11 protein-coding genes and 1 pseudogene are annotated in these 15,018 nt (G+C 70.6%); 10 read left to right on the top strand and 2 right to left on the bottom strand.

The genetic code is table 11. From position 1 onward, the window contains the following. The first annotated feature begins 24 nt into the window (after nucleotides 1-24). Nucleotides 25-1,197, top strand: coding sequence for a lactonase family protein (locus tag ACPXBU_RS30515; protein ID WP_425760843.1), 1,173 nt, complete (start codon nucleotides 25-27; stop codon nucleotides 1,195-1,197). An 84-nt stretch (nucleotides 1,198-1,281) separates the two neighbouring features. On the opposite strand, the gene ACPXBU_RS30510 is transcribed toward ACPXBU_RS30515, so the two are convergent. Next, complete coding sequence (locus ACPXBU_RS30510) at nucleotides 1,282-1,626, bottom strand: DUF1330 domain-containing protein (protein ID WP_425760842.1); 345 nt, start codon at nucleotides 1,624-1,626, stop codon at nucleotides 1,282-1,284. Nucleotides 1,627-1,747: 121 nt separating this feature from the next. Between ACPXBU_RS30510 and ACPXBU_RS30505 the strand changes: the two genes are divergently transcribed. From ACPXBU_RS30505 to ACPXBU_RS30475, 7 genes and pseudogenes are all read left to right on the top strand, one after another. After that, a complete protein-coding gene (locus ACPXBU_RS30505; protein WP_425760841.1) occupies nucleotides 1,748-2,566 on the top strand; it encodes a helix-turn-helix domain-containing protein in 819 nt (272 codons plus the stop codon). A 164-nt stretch (nucleotides 2,567-2,730) separates the two neighbouring features. Further along, nucleotides 2,731-5,287: pseudogene (locus ACPXBU_RS30500) on the top strand (CDP-alcohol phosphatidyltransferase family protein). A gap of 43 nt (nucleotides 5,288-5,330) precedes the next feature. Next, complete coding sequence (locus ACPXBU_RS30495; RefSeq protein ID WP_425760840.1) at nucleotides 5,331-6,131, top strand: FkbM family methyltransferase; 801 nt, start codon at nucleotides 5,331-5,333, stop codon at nucleotides 6,129-6,131. Nucleotides 6,132-6,225: 94 nt separating this feature from the next. Beyond that, complete coding sequence (locus tag ACPXBU_RS30490) at nucleotides 6,226-6,696, top strand: ASCH domain-containing protein (protein ID WP_425760839.1); 471 nt, start codon at nucleotides 6,226-6,228, stop codon at nucleotides 6,694-6,696. After that, nucleotides 6,693-7,457, top strand: coding sequence for an ABC transporter ATP-binding protein (locus ACPXBU_RS30485; RefSeq protein ID WP_393371606.1), 765 nt, complete (start codon nucleotides 6,693-6,695; stop codon nucleotides 7,455-7,457). Before ACPXBU_RS30490 ends, ACPXBU_RS30485 begins: the two co-directional genes overlap by 4 nt. Next, nucleotides 7,454-9,373 (top strand): hypothetical protein, encoded by a 1,920-nt coding sequence (locus ACPXBU_RS30480; RefSeq protein WP_425760838.1) that lies wholly within the window; start codon nucleotides 7,454-7,456, stop codon nucleotides 9,371-9,373. Before ACPXBU_RS30485 ends, ACPXBU_RS30480 begins: the two co-directional genes overlap by 4 nt. Before the next feature lie 89 nt (nucleotides 9,374-9,462). Then, nucleotides 9,463-9,960, top strand: a complete 498-nt coding sequence (locus ACPXBU_RS30475) for a hypothetical protein (protein ID WP_425760837.1) — start codon at nucleotides 9,463-9,465, stop codon at nucleotides 9,958-9,960. Nucleotides 9,961-9,983: 23 nt separating this feature from the next. On the opposite strand, the gene ACPXBU_RS30470 is transcribed toward ACPXBU_RS30475, so the two are convergent. Then, entirely contained in the window at nucleotides 9,984-10,688 is a 705-nt protein-coding gene (locus ACPXBU_RS30470; RefSeq protein WP_425760836.1) for a permease-like cell division protein FtsX, read from the bottom strand. 109 nt (nucleotides 10,689-10,797) lie between these two features. On the opposite strand from ACPXBU_RS30470, the gene ACPXBU_RS30465 reads away from it, so the two are divergent. Further along, nucleotides 10,798-11,595 (top strand): PrsW family intramembrane metalloprotease, encoded by a 798-nt coding sequence (locus ACPXBU_RS30465; protein WP_425760835.1) that lies wholly within the window; start codon nucleotides 10,798-10,800, stop codon nucleotides 11,593-11,595. A 146-nt stretch (nucleotides 11,596-11,741) separates the two neighbouring features. Then, nucleotides 11,742-15,017, top strand: a complete 3,276-nt coding sequence (gene fdh, locus ACPXBU_RS30460) for a formate dehydrogenase (protein ID WP_425760834.1) — start codon at nucleotides 11,742-11,744, stop codon at nucleotides 15,015-15,017. Nucleotide 15,018: the final 1 nt, after the last annotated feature.

Below are 15,018 nucleotides of genomic sequence, written 5' to 3'. Positions count from 1 at the left end.
TTCGTGTGCGTAAAGGAGTCAGTGATGAAGCGCAGCGTTGCGCTCGCGGCAGCCCTCCTGGCGGGTCTGACCAGCGTCGGATCAACCCCCGGGACCGCTCTCGCCGACGGTGGCGGCCCCGGATACCACGACGACCGCAAGGGGGGTGACTACCACCACGGCGACGAGGGCGCGCTCTTCGTCCAGACCAACAAGGCCGAGGGCAACACCATCAAGGTGTACGACCGCGACGAGGACGGCCGTCTCACCAAGGCGGGTGAGTACGAGACCGGCGGGCTGGGCGGCTTCACCATCGGCGCGCCGCTCGACGCGCTGGCCTCGCAGGGCTCCCTGATCTACCACAAGGGGTTGCTCTTCGCCGTGAACGCCGGCAGCAACACCGTGACCGTCTTCGGTGTCGAGGGCACCAAGCTGCACAAGCTCCAGGTCATCTGGTCCGGGGGCCTGCTGCCGGTCAGCATCGCCGCCCGTGGCGACCTCGTCTACGTCGTCAACGCCGGTGGCGAGGGTTCGGTGCAGGGCTTCGAGCTGAACAAGGGCCACCTGTCGCGGATCGAGGACGCCAACCGCTCGCTCGGGCTGCACAACGGCAACCCGCCCGCGTTCGCCACCGCCCCGGCCCAGATCAAGATCGACCCGGACAGCGAGTTCGTCCTGGTGTCGACGAAGGGCAACAACGTCATGTTCAGCTACGAGATCGGCCGCCACGGCGAGCTGGCCTCGAACCCCGTCATCAGCGACGCCGGGAACACCCCGTTCGGCTTCACCTTCGACAGCGAGGACTCGGTGCTGGTCACCGAGTCGGGCGCGAACGCGGTCAGCCGGTTCGAGTTGGACGACGACGGCACGCTCGACCAGGTCGGGGAGTCGGTGCCCAACGGTCAGCAGGCGCCGTGCTGGATCCAACGCGTCGGCGACTACTTCTTCGTCGCCAACGCCGGCAGCTCCACCATCAGCTCCTACCGGGTGAACGACGACGGCAAGCTCGAAATCGTCAAGAACGTCGCCGCCGACACCAACGGCGGGTCGATCGACATGACCACGAGCGACGGCTTCCTGTACGTACAGAACGCCACCGCCGGCAACGTGCAGGGCTACGAGGTGAACGAGGACGGCTCGCTGAAGCTCGTCACCACCGTGGAGGGCCTGCCGAAGTTCGAGAACGGCATCGGCATGGAGGGCATCGCCGCCTCCTGAACGGCGTCACCCGCTGGTCCCGGTCGCTCGCCGACCGGGACCAGCTCCGTGTGGTACCGCCCCTGCCGAGGCCATGACCCGACGCTACGAACCGTCGGCCTGCCGGAGCGCGGCGGCCAACTCCGCCGAGCTGTGGTTGGCGCCGACTCCCTCGACGAGGATCGCCTCGCCCGCGAGGTGCCTCGTCCGCAGGGGTTTGATCTCCTGGTACGCGGGCGAGTGGTACCAGGAGCGGGCCGTGGCCAGATCGGGGAACTCGATGATGACCAGGTCGCCCGGCCAGCTACCCTCCAGCACCTCGATGGGCCCGGCGTGGACGATGAACCGGCCACCGAAGGGCACCAGAGTGGCATCGATGCGCTCCAGATATTCCAGCACCTCGGCATGGACGGGTGCCCGGCGCAGATGAGCAAGCGCGTACGCGGTCATGATTCTCCTTCGTCGCGGACGGGTTGTCGCCCTGCCGGAAATGATGGCGAGCGCCCGTGCTCCCTGTCGATTACGTCGCAGGTAATGGGGCCAACCCCGTGCTGTTCACTAAGGTCGGGGCGTGACGACCAGGACCGGGCCGGGCCGAACGGTGGGGGAGCTGCTGCGCGACTGGCGTCGAACCCGCGGGTTGAGTCAGCTCGACCTGTCGATCGGGGCGGGGGTGTCGACCCGGCATTTGAGCTTCGTGGAAACCGGGCGGTCCCGGCCCAGCCCGGACCTGATCCTGCGGCTGGCGGAGCAGCTCGACGTGCCACTGGCCGAGCGCAACACGGCCCTGCTCGCCGGCGGATACGCCCCCGCCTATTCCCGCCACGAGGTGGGCGACCCGGAACTCGCCCCGCTCCGGGCCGCCGTACGGCGGATGCTCGACGGGCACGACCCGTACCCCGCGGTGCTTGTCGACAAGCACTGGCGGCTCGTCGAGGCCAACCCCGCCGTCGCCCTGTTCACCGCTGGCGCGAAACCCCATCTGCTGACCCCACCGATCAACGTGCTGCGGCTCAGCCTGCACCCCGACGGCATGGCGTCGCGAATCACCAACCTGTCCGAGTGGCGGGCTCACCTGCTCGCACGGCTGCGTCAGCAGGCCGCGACGACTGGCGACCCGGTCCTGTCCGACCTGCTCGACGAGCTTCGCGGCTATCCCGGTGGCGACGACGCCGTGGCGCCGACAAGCGCCGACCGGCCACGTGTCGTCATCCCCCTGCGGTACCGCCACGGGGAGCGGGAGCTGTCCTTCATCAGCACCACCACCCTCTTCGGCACCCCGCTGGACGTCACCGTCGCCGGGCTGGCCGTCGAAGCCTTCTTCCCCGCCGATCCGGTGACCACTGCCGCGCTGCACGCCCTCGGCGCGCCCGGAGCAGGCACGCGCTGACCTCGGCGCCCACCGTCACGGCCGGGGCGCCGGTCGGCGCGCCTCGGCCGAGGCGACTCCTCCGCGTCCGCCGTGCCAGCGTGGCGGCGTGCGTTTCAGAATGAACCGATCGGTCATATTTTCCGTGTTCCCGGTGAGTCACCCCCCTGAGTCGCGGAGGCACGATGTCAACGGTTCGAACTGGTCCGGTCATCGGACTGCTCGTGCAGATCGCGCTGCTGGCGGTGCTTGCCGGGACTGTCGGTCTGGGCGCCGCGGGGTGGGTGGCCGGCCTGGCGTACGGGGTGGGCCTGTGCCTCCTGCTCGGTCGGGGGTTGTCCCGGTCGGGTGCGCGGGGCCTGGGCCCGGCCGACCGGGTGACCCTGAGCCGGGCGATCCTCGTCGGCGGCGTGACGGCCCTGGCCGCGGACGCGCTCACCCGGCCGGCGCCGATCGCGGTGCTTGTCGTCCTGACGGCCGTGGCGTTGGCCCTCGACGCGGTGGACGGGTACACGGCCCGACGCACCGGGACCACAAGTGAGCTGGGCGCCCGCTTCGACATGGAGATCGACTCCTTCCTGGTGCTGGTGCTCTGCCTCCACGTCGCTCCGGCGGTGGGCGGCTGGGTGCTCGCGATCGGCGCGATGCGCTACGTCTTCGTCGCCGCGAGCTGGGTGCTGGGCTGGATGCGCGGGTCCCTGCCGCCGCGCTACTGGCGAAAGGTGGTCGCGGCGATCCAGGGCGTGGTGCTGCTGGTGGCCATGGGAGACGCGCTGCCCGGACCGCTGACGGCAGTCGTGCTGGTGGCGTCACTGGCGCTGCTGATCGAGTCGTTCGGCCGCGACGTGGCGTGGCTGTGGGTGACCCGGCACCGTCGCCGCACCCCACTCCACACCATCCCGGGCGTACCGGCCACGATGGTCCACGTGAGCGGCCACCGCCCGACGGTCGCCGTGGCTCGCGGCGACATCGCCCGCGTCTGAGTCGCCCGTACGCCGCACTCCGCAGGACCACGGAAGGATGCCCGGGTTGTCGCTCTTGACGCGAGTACGTGAGCTGCCGAGCCAACGGCGAAAGGCGATGAGGGACGGACTCCCGGGCGCTACCGCCGACGACGGCACCGTGGGCGCGGGGCGAGCGGCGCGTACCGTCGTCGCCCGGCTGACGACAGTCCTGGCCGCGCTGCTCGTGGTGTTCGTCCTCACCGTGCCGTACGACTTCGGCCGCCTCACCCCGGCGGCGTTCGTCCGGATCCCCCTGGAGGCGCTGCTGGTCGTGGCCCTCCTGCTCGCCCTGCCGCGGCGGGGCAGCCGACTGGTCGCCACCCTCGCCGGCGTGGCCCTCGGCCTGCTCGGCCTGCTGAAGCTGCTCGACCTGGGGTTCACGGCCGCGCTCAGCAGGGCGTTCGACCCGGTGCTCGACTGGGCGTTGCTCGACGAGGGGTTCGCCTTCCTCAGCGAGTCCTACGGCCGGCCCGCCGCCATCGGCGTCGCGGTCGTCCTGGCGGTGGTGCTCGTGGGACTGCCCGTCCTGGTGACGTTGTCGATGCGGCGACTGCGGCGGCTGGTGGTCGGGCACCGCACCGGGACCACCCGGGTGGTGGCCGCGCTCGTGGTCGTCTGGGTGGCCTGCGCCGCCTTCGACGTGCGGGTGGGGCCGGCCGTACCGGTCGCCGACACGTCCGCGACGACCCTGGCCAACGGCCACGGCTTCCAGGTGCGCCTGCGCCTCGACGACCGGAAGACGTTCTCCACCCTGATCGAGGCCGACAGCTTCCGTGACACCCCGGGCGACCAACTGTTGACCGCGCTGCGGGGCAAGAACGTGGTTGTCGCCTTCGTGGAGAGTTACGGACGGGACGCCGTCGAGGACCCGGAGTTCGCGCCGCAGGTGGGTGCCGTCCTCGACGGCGGCACCAGCCGGCTGGGCGCGGCCGGGTTCGCCGCGCGGAGCGGTTTCCTCACCTCACCGACGTTCGGTGGCGGCAGTTGGCTCGCGCACGACACGTTGCTCTCCGGCCTCTGGATCGACAACGACCAGCGGCACCGCACCCTGCTGGCGAGTGACAGGTTGACCCTCAACGGTGCCTTCCGGCGGGCGAACTGGCAGACCGTGGGTGTGATGCCCGCGGTCAGCAGGGCGTGGCCGGAGGGGTCCTTCTTCGGCTACCAGCGGTTCTACGACGCCAGGGCGCTCGCGTACCGTGGCCCGAAGTTCAGTTTCGGCACCATGCCGGACCAGTACACCCTGGCCCGCTGGCAGCGCCTGGAGCAGGCGAGGCCGGACGGCAACGTGATGACGGAGCTGGCGCTGGTGTCCAGTCACGCGCCCTGGACGCCCGTTCCGCCGATGCTCGACTGGGCGTCCCTGGGCGACGGCGCGGTCTTCCGCTCCGCCGGGGCGGGCGAGTCGGACGACGACCGGCGCCGGAGCGCCACCCAGATCCGGGCGGACTACCGCACGTCCATCGAGTACACGCTGAGCACGCTCATCTCCTACGTGCAGACCTACGGAGACGACGACCTCGTGTTCGTCTTCCTCGGCGACCACCAGCCCGCTGCGGTCGTCACCGGCGAGAACGCCAGCCACGACGTCCCGATCTCGATCATCACGAAGGACCGGGCGGTCCTGGACCGGATCTCCGGGTGGGGCTGGCAGGACGGGCTGAAGCCGGGACCGTCGGCACCGGTCTGGCGGATGGACAGCTTCCGGGACCGGTTCCTGACCGCCTTCGGACCGTGATCCGGCCCCCGTCGTACCCCTCTCACGGACTGGACCCAGACGCATGACGGCTACCACCGACACCAGGATCGCCGCGCTCCGGAGCGATCCGGCGATGTCCCCGCTGCACCTGTCACTCGACGTCTACTACGGCGATCCCGCACGGGACGCGCGGATGGACGCCTTCTACTCCCGGTTCGTCACCAGCGGGGATCTCGTCTTCGACGTCGGCTCCCACGTGGGCGACCACATCGGCAGCTTCCGTCGCCTCGGCGCCCGCGTCGTCGCCGTGGAGCCGCAGCCGCTGTGTCTGCGCGCCCTGCGTGCGATCTACGCCGACGACGACCAGGTGACGCTCGTCGGAGCCGCGTGTGGCGCGGTCCCCGGCCGCACCCGGTTGCACGTGAACTCGGCCAACCCCACCGTGTCGACCGCCTCGCCCGACTTCGTACGGGCGGCCCGGGGCGCGGGTGGGTGGGAGGGCGAGGTGTGGGACTCGGTCATCGAGGTCCCGGTGGTCACCGTCGACGCGCTGATCGACGAGTACGGCACACCACGCTTCACCAAGATCGACGTGGAGGGTTTCGAGGACGAGGTGCTGGCCGGCCTGAGCCGGCCGCTGCCGGCGCTCTCGTTCGAGTTCACCACTATCGCGCGCGCGGTTGCCGGGCGGTGTCTCGATCGCCTGACCGTGCTCGGTTTCGACGGCTTCGACGTCGCGCTGGGCGACGACAAGTCGATGACCTTCGAGCGGTGGGTGCCCGCGAGCGACATGGCGGCACACCTGCGCGACCTGCCACACGAGGCGAATTCCGGCGACGTCTACTGCGTGTCCGGTGTGCGCCAGACCGCCGCCGCCCTCTGAACATCGAGGTCGGCGGGTTCCGAAGGATCGGCGTGCACCCCGACCACCGGGGCCGCCAGCGCCTTCGGCGCAACGGATCGCGTACCCTCCGTGGATGACGCTCGATGATCTTCCGCTGGCCGAGTTCGCGTTTCCGGGGCCGCTGCGCGACAGCCTCGTCGCCGCGATCCTGTCCGGGGCGAAGACGTCGACGACCGGGCTGCTGATCGGGTACGAGCGCGCGAACGAAACGCTGCCCGAGGTGGGGCAGCGGTCCGCCGTGGTGGACTCCGCCGGCCGTCGGGTCGCGGTCATCGAGCTGACCGACGTACGAGTGCTCCGGCTCGCCGACGTCGACCTGCGGCACGCCGTGGCCGAGGGCGAGGGGGACGAGTCGGTGGCGCAGTGGCGGGCGGGGCACGAGATGTTCTGGCACAGCCCGGAGGTACGCGCCGAGCTGGACGACCCCGGGTTCACCGTCGACGACGACACGCCGGTGGTCACCCAACGCTTCCGACTGGTGTACGTCGTCCGAACCGCGATCGGTCCACCGTGGAGCGAGGGGTCACCTATGCTCGGCGCGTGATCACCCCAGCACTGGAGATTCGCGGCCTGGTGAAGTCCTTCGGGGCGCATCGCGCGGTGAACGGGATCGACCTGACGGTCCACTCGGGCACGTTCCACGGCATCGTCGGTCCCAACGGTGCGGGCAAGTCCACCACCATCGGGATGGCCGTCGGACTCGTCACTCCGGACGCCGGTGAGATCCGGATCCTCGGGCACGACGCGCTGCGCGATCGCGCCCTGACCCGCGCGCTGACCGGGGTGTTGCCCGACGGCCTCGACTTCCCGGAGCGCCTCACCGGCGCCGAACTGCTGCGCTACAGCGCCGGCCTGCGTGGGCTGCACCGGGTCGCGGCAACCGAACGGGCCGCCGAGCTGATCGAGGTGCTCGGCCTGGCCAAGGGTGCCGGCACACCGCTCGCCGACTGCTCGACCGGCACCCGCAAGAAGCTCGGCCTCGCCCAGGCGCTGCTGCACGCGCCACGGCTGCTCGTGCTCGACGAACCGTTCGAGGCGGTCGACCCGGTCTCCGCGGCCACCATCCGCCGGGTGCTGCGCCGGTTCGTGGCCGGCGGCGGCACCTGCGTGCTGTCCACCCACTCGATGCTGCTCGTCGAGCAGATGTGCGACGAGGTCACAGTCGTCCATCAGGGCCGGGTCGCCGCCGCCGGGCCGGTCACCGAGGTCGCCGCCGGCAGCAGCCTGGAGGAACGGTTCGTCGAGTTGGTCGGCGCCGACGCCTCCGGCAGCGCCGGCCTGGACTGGTTGACCGAGGCACGATGAGCGCGCAACCTGACGCCGCGCTGGCCGGCGCCCTGCGCACGATCGCGGTGCCGGCCCGGATGCGCGCGGCCATGCTGCGTCGCTCACTGCGCGAGCATCCGGGACCCACGGTGGCCGGCCTGGCCGGTCTGCTCGCCGCCGGCTGGCTGATCCGGTACGCGCTGCGCGGTGACCAGCACACCCTCGCCCTGCTCGTCGGGGCGTGGGTGCTCGGCTGGATCGTGTTGCCGCTGCTGCTCGGCGGCGGGCGTGGCCGGGTCCGTCCAGCACACCTACGGTTGGAGCCGATCGGCGGCGTCCCGGCCGCGACAGGTCTGCTCGCCGCGTCGGCGATCGGCGTCGGCCCTGCCGTCTCGCTCGTGGCGCTCGCCGCGCTGCCCGTGCACGCCGCTCGGCACGGCTTTGTCGCGGTCCTCGTCGCCGCCGTCGGCGCGGTGCTGCTCTGGCTCTGCGGACTGATCGGCTCGGCGATCGCACTGGAGATCGTCGGCCACGCGGGTGGTCCGGCCGGGGCGCTGCTCACCGGCGTCTTCACCGGCACGGCGATGGGTGTCGCCGGGTCGCTCTGGGCGGTCTTCCCGTGGGTGTCGGTCCTGCTCGTGGCAGCGCCGGAGGAGGTCGTCGGTGCCATGGGGTACGTGCCGAGCGCCTGGCCGGTCACCGCCGCGTCCGGACCAACCGGGCAGGGGGTGCGCCTGATGGCGGCCCTGGTGGGCATCGTGGCGCTCGGCGCCGCCGCGTACCTCATGCTGGTGCGAAGGGTGATCACCACGGGCGTGCCGTTCCGGCCGCGCGGGATCACCGCGCTCCCGCTCGTCCGGCGCGGCGGCGACCAGCCCGCCGCGCGGCGCGGGACCACGGCGGCGGCAGCGGCCGGGGACCGGCGTCCGGAGCGCGGCTGGCGGGCGTGGGTGCCGGCGGCGACGCGGGCGGTCGCCGGCCGTGAGCTGCGGGCCTGGATGCGGCATCCGCTGCGGGTGCAGTACCTGGCGTTCGCGGTGGTCTACGGCGCGCTGCTCGCCGGGCTGCCGCTGCTGTCCGACGTCGACCTGCTGCTGCCGTGGGCCGGGTCGTTCGCCGTGCTCGGCGCGGCGGCGATGTCGGCCGGGCTGGTCGGGCTGGACGGCACCGCGTTGTGGCTGCCGCTCACCACGCCGGGCGGCGAACGGGCCGAGGTCCGAGGTCGGGCCCTGGCCTGGCTGGTGCTTGTCACCCCGATCGGGGTGCTGCTCGCCGTCGCCGGTGTCCTCCTCGCCCCCGACGTCGACCCGCTGGCCGCGCTGTCCACCCTGCCGGCGCTGCTCGGGGCGGGCGCGGCGGTGCCGGTGTGGGTGTCGCTGCTGCGGGTGCGGCCGGTCGCCGACCCACGGCACCCCACCTCGGCCGACAACCCCACCGACATCGTCAGCGTGCTGGTCGCCACCGGGTCGGGGCTGGTGGCCGCCGCGCCGGTGCTCGCGCTCGTGGTCTGGGGTCCGCCGGAGGTGGCGCCGCTGCTGCCGCTGGTCGGGCTGGTCAGTGGTGCCGCCGCCTGGTGGAGCGGCATCTGGTTGGCCGACGAACGCCTCGCCCGACGCGCGACCGACGTGCTCGCCGCAGCCGGCCAGCGGAGTCGCCCCCCGGAGACGGTGCTCCCGCTGACGTGGGACGCCGCGTGGTACCGGGAGAACAAGCCGACCGCCTGGGCACTCGGACTGCTCACGGTGGGGTGGATCCCGGTGATCCCCCAGGGGGTGCTGCCGTTGGCGTTCGGGATCGACAGCGGATGGATCGTGGCCGGTCACCTGAGCGGGAGCGCGCACACGGCGGTGGGGTTGGCCATGGTCGGGCTGGGCGTCGCGATGCTGCTCGCCGGCCTGGTGCTGTGGGACCGCCGACCGCGGCCGGCGGCTCTTGATCGCCAACGTATCTTCTAGTCATGAGAATGGATGGCGCCTCCGCGTACGTGGTTCGGCGGAGCCGGACCCGGACCGGGCTCACGTTGGCGCTGTACAGCCTGTTGCCGGTGACGGCGATCGTGATCGGCCTGCAGGACCTGTCCGTGCGCTTTCTGTTCGTCATCCTCGGGGTGCTGTTCGAGGTCATCTTCCTCGCCACGTCACGTCGTCGCGTCAGCAGCGCGATGCGGCGGGAGCTGCTCTTCGCCATTGACGAGCAGGGCGTCTACCTGGGCCCGGACGACTTTGGCCGGCCGGCGATGCGCGAGAAGTGGTCGAACATCGACGCCATCGTCTACTTCCAGGGTCGGGTGTGGACGACGCAGAATCTGCCACCCACGACCCGTCACGTGGGCATCGTCCACGGTGGCAGAATCGTCATGTCCCGGGGGAGGGGCGGCTGGTGGTTCAACGTCAGGCGGGCCTCCGCGGCCGCCGCCCGGTTCGGTGGGGGAACGCCGGTGCTCAAGGCGCCTTTCTACGGACACATATCGCGCGAGTGGTTCCACACCATCCCCCTGCCGCCAAACTGGCTCGCCACCCACGCCGGATCTCGCGCCAGGTGACTCCCCGGCTTTCTCCGTAGGCGCTACAGCATCGCCAGCGGGGCCAGGGTCACGCCGTCGACGCCGTCGAGCCCGATCAGCTCGCCGACTCCGGACCCTTCTCTGTTCAGGGGCATCTCGAACCGCCACGACTCGTGCGTCATCTGCGGTTGGAGCTGCGTGGACAGGTCACCCTTGCCCTTGCACCGCTCGCGCAGGCGCTCGTACGCGGCGTCGCGGTCCTCGAATTCGATCGACTTCGCGGTCGGCAGCGCCCGGACGGTCTTCTCCACGGCGGCTCGTTGCTCGTCGGTCGCCGACGGCTTCAGCCGGACGACGACGCCGATCCGCGATGGCTGGGGGTCGACGTCTGCGATCCTGAGCGTCACGTCCTCCACGCCGTCGACCTCGGCCATCACCGCCACGACCGCCTCGGCGATCGACGCGTCGCTGACGGTGGCGTGCAGAAGCTCGCGTACGTACTCCGGCTTGAGGGCCGCCAGCAGGTCGGGCTTGTCCTTCAGATCCGCCTTCTGACGCTCGTACGCCTGCTCGCGGGTTTCGAAGGACACCTCCGTGACGCTGGGCATCGATCGAAGTCGCTGCTCCACGGCGCTCTTCTGCGACACCGTGACGTCGGCGGCGAGGAAGACGGCCACGTCGACCTCGGCGATCTCCTCGGGCTTCGACGTGCAGGCGGACAGGGCCAGCAGAGCGGCGAGTGCCAGCGACAGTCCCGTGCGACGCATGAGGGGAGATCGTAGTTGCCGTTCACGGCCTTCGCCGCCCGCGCCGGCGTCGCCCGGATCTCGGGGCCATGGCTGGTGTTCGTAACCTCGATCCGCCAGACTGCGCGGTATGGCTGATCGTTGGCGCCGGTGGGCGTGGGTCGGAGTGCTCGTCGTCGGGCTGATCCTTTACCTGGCGGTGCTGCGGACCCTCGTCAGCACCAAGAATCCGAACTTCGTCCCGGCGTTGATCCTGCTCGGGGCGACGCTCGTGCCGTTGACGTTCCTGACGTTCGCGCAGGCGCGTACCGGTCGGTGGCAGGTGCCGGCGTCGGTCCTCGTGATCTCGGCGTTCTTCGGCGGGGTGATCGGCACGGTGGTCGCCGGCACGCTGGAGTACGACACGCTGCGCGGTCTCGGCGCCCTGCCCATGCTGTTCGTGGCACTCATCGAGGAGTCGGCGAAGCTGATCGTCCCGGTGGTGCTGCTGTTCACGGTGGTGGCCCAGCATCGCCGCCGGGTGCCCTCCGACGGGTTGGTCATCGGTGTCGCCGCCGGCATGGGCTTCGCCGCGCTGGAGACGATGGGTTACGCCTTCACCGCGCTGCTGAGTTCGCAGGGCAACATCGGCGCGGTGGAGCAGACGCTGTTCATCAGGGGTCTGACCGCGCCCGCCGGTCACACCGCGTGGACCGGGCTCACCGCCGGCGCGCTGTGGGCGCTGTTGGCCAGCCCGAGCGTCGGCCGGCTCTTCGGCTTCCTCGGCACGTTCCTGGGTGTCGTCGTCCTGCACACCCTGTGGGACACGTTCTCCGGTTCACTCGTCTTCGTCGTGCTGGCGATCGTCAGCATCGGCTGGCTGTTCTGGGAGCTGCGTCGCTACCGCGCCTTCGGTGAGCACCGGGTTGGTCAGCTCCAGCCGAACTGACCCCCCGCCGTACACCATGCCTTCCCCGGCCTGCTCGATCAGGCCGGGGAAGGCATGACTCTTTGTGATCTCGCTGCGACCCGGTCCTGGCCTCGTCTACTGTCAGGCTGTTCACATTTGGTGTGATTGGTCGGGAAGGTGTGGCGATGGGGGTGCGGAGCTGGATCGAGGGCTGGCCGGTCTACCGCCAGCTCACCGGCACCGACCCGCTCGGACGGGGTACGGCTGCCGAATCCGACGGGTCCCGGGCGCTCACCGCCCGCACCGAAACCGCCGACTCGATGGCCCGGTCGGTCTGCCCGTACTGCGCCGTCGGTTGTGGTCAGCGGGTGTACGTCAAGGACGGCCAGGTCAGTCAGATCGAGGGCGATCCGGACAGCCCGATCTCGCGGGGTCGGCTGTGTCCGAAGGGTTCGGCCAGTAAGAGTCTGGTGACCAGCCCGCTGCGGCAGACCACGGTCCGCTACCGCCGGCCGTACGGCACCGAGTGGGAGGATCTCGACCTCGACACGGCGATGAACATGATCGCCGACCGGGTCCTGGCCGCCCGGGACGAGACCTGGGAGGACGTCGACGCCGAGGGCCGCCCGCTGAACCGGACGCTCGGCATCTCCAGCCTCGGTGGGGCGACGCTGGACAACGAGGAGAACTACCTCATCAAGAAGTTGTTCACCGCGATGGGGGCGCTCCAGATCGAGAACCAGGCCCGTATTTGACACTCCGCCACCGTCCCCGGTCTGGGGACCAGCTTCGGTCGCGGCGGCGCCACCCAGTTCCAGCAGGACCTGTCGAACTCCGACGTGATCGTCATCCAGGGCTCGAACATGGCTGAGGCGCACCCGGTGGGCTTCCAGTGGGTCATGGAGGCCAAACGCCGCGGCGCGAAGGTGTTCCACGTCGACCCCCGGTTCACCCGCACCAGCGCGCTGGCCGACTCGTACCTGCCGATCCGGGCCGGGACCGACATCGCCCTGCTCGGCGGGGTGATCCGCTACATCCTGGACAACGAGCTGGACTTCCGGGAGTACGTCGTCGCCTACACCAACGCCGCGACGCTCGTGACCGACGAGTTCGTCGACACCGAGGACATGCACGGGCTCTTCTCCGGCTTCAACGACGACAACGCCACCTACGACCAGGCAAGTTGGCGCTACGAGGGGCACAGCCAGAACCAGACGACCCGCGACAGCGAGACGCAGCGGGAAACCGCGGCCGGGTTGGAGAACGAGTCGCACGGCGCGCCCGTCGGCGGGCAGACCGAACGCGACGAGACGTTGCGGCACCCGCGCTGCGTCTACCAGATCCTCAAGCGGCACTACGCCCGCTACACCCCGGAGATGGTGGAACGGGTCTGCGGCATCCCGCAGGAGAAGTTCCTCGAACTGGCCCAGGCGTGGACGGAGAACTCCGGCCGGGACCGCACCGGCATGCTCGTCTACTCGGTGGGCTGGACGCAGCACAGCGTGGGCGTGCAGTACATCCGTACCGGCGCGATCATCCAACTGCTGCTCGGCAACGTGGGTCGCCCGGGCGGCGGGGTCATGGCCCTGCGCGGGCACGCCAGCATCCAGGGCTCCACCGACATCCCGACGTTGTTCAACCTGCTGCCCGGCTACCTGCCGATGCCGCACCATGCCAACCACCCGACCCTGGCCACGTGGGTGGACAGCATCGCGCACCCCGGGCAGAAGGGTTTCTGGGGCAACGCGCGCACCTACGGCGTCAACCTGCTCAAGGCGTACTGGGGTGACGCCGCCACCGCCGACAACGACTACTGCTACGGCTACATGCCGCGGATGACCGGTGACCACGGCACCTACCAGCAGGTGCTCGACATGATCGACGGGAAGATCAAGGGGTACTTCCTGCTCGGTCAGAACCCGGCGGTCGGCTCCGCGCACGGCCGGGCGCAGCGTCTCGGCATGGCCAACCTGGACTGGCTCGTGGTTCGGGACCTGTTCGAGATCGAGAGCGCCACGTTCTGGAAGAACGCTCCGGAGATCGAGACCGGCGAGATCATGACGGGGGAGTGCCGTACCGAGGTGTTCTTCCTGCCCGCCGCGTCGCACGTGGAGAAGGAGGGCACGTTCACCCAGACGCAGCGGCTGTTGCAGTGGCGGGAGAAGGCCGTCGAGCCGCCGGGCGACGCCCGCTCCGAGCTGTGGTTCTTCTACCACCTCGGGCGGATCGTCCGGGAACGGCTGGCGTCGTCGACCCGGCCCCGCGACCGCGCGCTGCTCGATCTCACCTGGAACTACCCCACGCACGGTCCGCACGCCGAGCCGAGCGCCGAGTCGGTGCTCTACGAGATCAACGGGTACGACGTGGCGACCGGCCGGCCGCTGTCGTCGTTCACCGAGATGAAGGCCGACGGCTCGACCGCGGGCGGTTGCTGGATCTACACCGGGGTGTACGCCGACGGCGTCAACCAGGCCGCCCGCCGCAAGCCCGGCGCGGAGCAGTCCCTGGTGGCCCCGGAGTGGGGCTGGGCGTGGCCGGCGAACCGGCGCATCCTCTACAACCGTGCCTCCGCCGACCCGGACGGCAACCCGTGGAGTGAGCGCAAGCGCTACGTCTGGTGGGACGCGGAGAAGTCCGAGTGGACCGGCTACGACGTGCCGGACTTCGAGAAGACCAAACCGCCGTCGTACCGGCCGGAGCGCGACGCCTCGGGTGTGGCGGGCATCGCCGGCGACGACCCGTTCATCCTCCAGGGCGACGGCAAGGGCTGGCTGTACGCGCCCACCGGCGTGCTCGACGGACCTATGCCGACGCACTACGAGCCGGTGGAGTCGCCGGTGCGTAACCCGCTCTACCGGCAGCAGGCCAACCCGACCCGCAAGGTCTACACGCATCCGATCAACACACTCAACCCGAGCCCACCGGAACCGCACAGCCAGGTCTTCCCGTACGTGTTCACGGTCAGCCGGCTCACCGAGCACCACACCGCCGGTGGGATGAGCCGGACCGTCCGGACGCTTGCCGAGCTGCAACCGGAGATGTTCGTCGAGGTGTCACCGGAACTGGCGGTCGAACGCGGGCTCACCCACCTGGGGTGGGCGCACGTGGTGACCGCCCGGGCCGCCATCGAGGCCAAGGTGCTGGTGACCGACCGGCTCACCCCGTTGCGGGTGGACGGTCGGATCATCCACCAGGTGTGGTTGCCGTACCACTTCGGTTTCGAGGGTCTGGTGACCGGCGACTCGGCAAACGACCTGTTCGGCATCAGCCTGGACCCGAACGTCCTGATCCAGGAGAGCAAGGTCGGCACCTGCGACATCCAGCCGGGGCGACGCCCCCGCGGACTCCAACTCCAGGAACTCGTCGTCGACTACCGACGGCGGTCCGGGGACCTCAGCCCGCACTACCCACCGCAGGTCACGACCGACTCCGCCGACGGCGGCCCGGACCAGGAGGTCTGAC

It is taken from the genome of Micromonospora sp. DT231, from assembly GCF_049847025.1.
GTDB lineage: Bacteria > Actinomycetota > Actinomycetes > Mycobacteriales > Micromonosporaceae > Micromonospora.
Note: the sequence above shows the minus strand (reverse complement) of the source record. Positions and strands in the feature narration are given on the sequence as shown.

Bases quoted from the DNA above. Each gene is read 5' to 3' on its own strand.
- ACPXBU_RS30515 (WP_425760843.1), top strand. From the start codon at position 25: ATGAAGCGCAGCGTTGCGCTCGCGGCAGCCCTCCTGGCGGGTCTGACC.
- ACPXBU_RS30510 (WP_425760842.1), bottom strand. From the start codon at position 1,626: ATGACCGCGTACGCGCTTGCTCATCTGCGCCGGGCACCCGTCCATGCC.
- ACPXBU_RS30490 (WP_425760839.1), top strand. From the start codon at position 6,226: ATGACGCTCGATGATCTTCCGCTGGCCGAGTTCGCGTTTCCGGGGCCG.
- ACPXBU_RS30495 (WP_425760840.1), top strand. From the start codon at position 5,331: ATGACGGCTACCACCGACACCAGGATCGCCGCGCTCCGGAGCGATCCG.
- ACPXBU_RS30470 (WP_425760836.1), bottom strand. From the start codon at position 10,688: ATGCGTCGCACGGGACTGTCGCTGGCACTCGCCGCTCTGCTGGCCCTG.
- ACPXBU_RS30480 (WP_425760838.1), top strand. From the start codon at position 7,454: ATGAGCGCGCAACCTGACGCCGCGCTGGCCGGCGCCCTGCGCACGATC.
- ACPXBU_RS30465 (WP_425760835.1), top strand. From the start codon at position 10,798: ATGGCTGATCGTTGGCGCCGGTGGGCGTGGGTCGGAGTGCTCGTCGTC.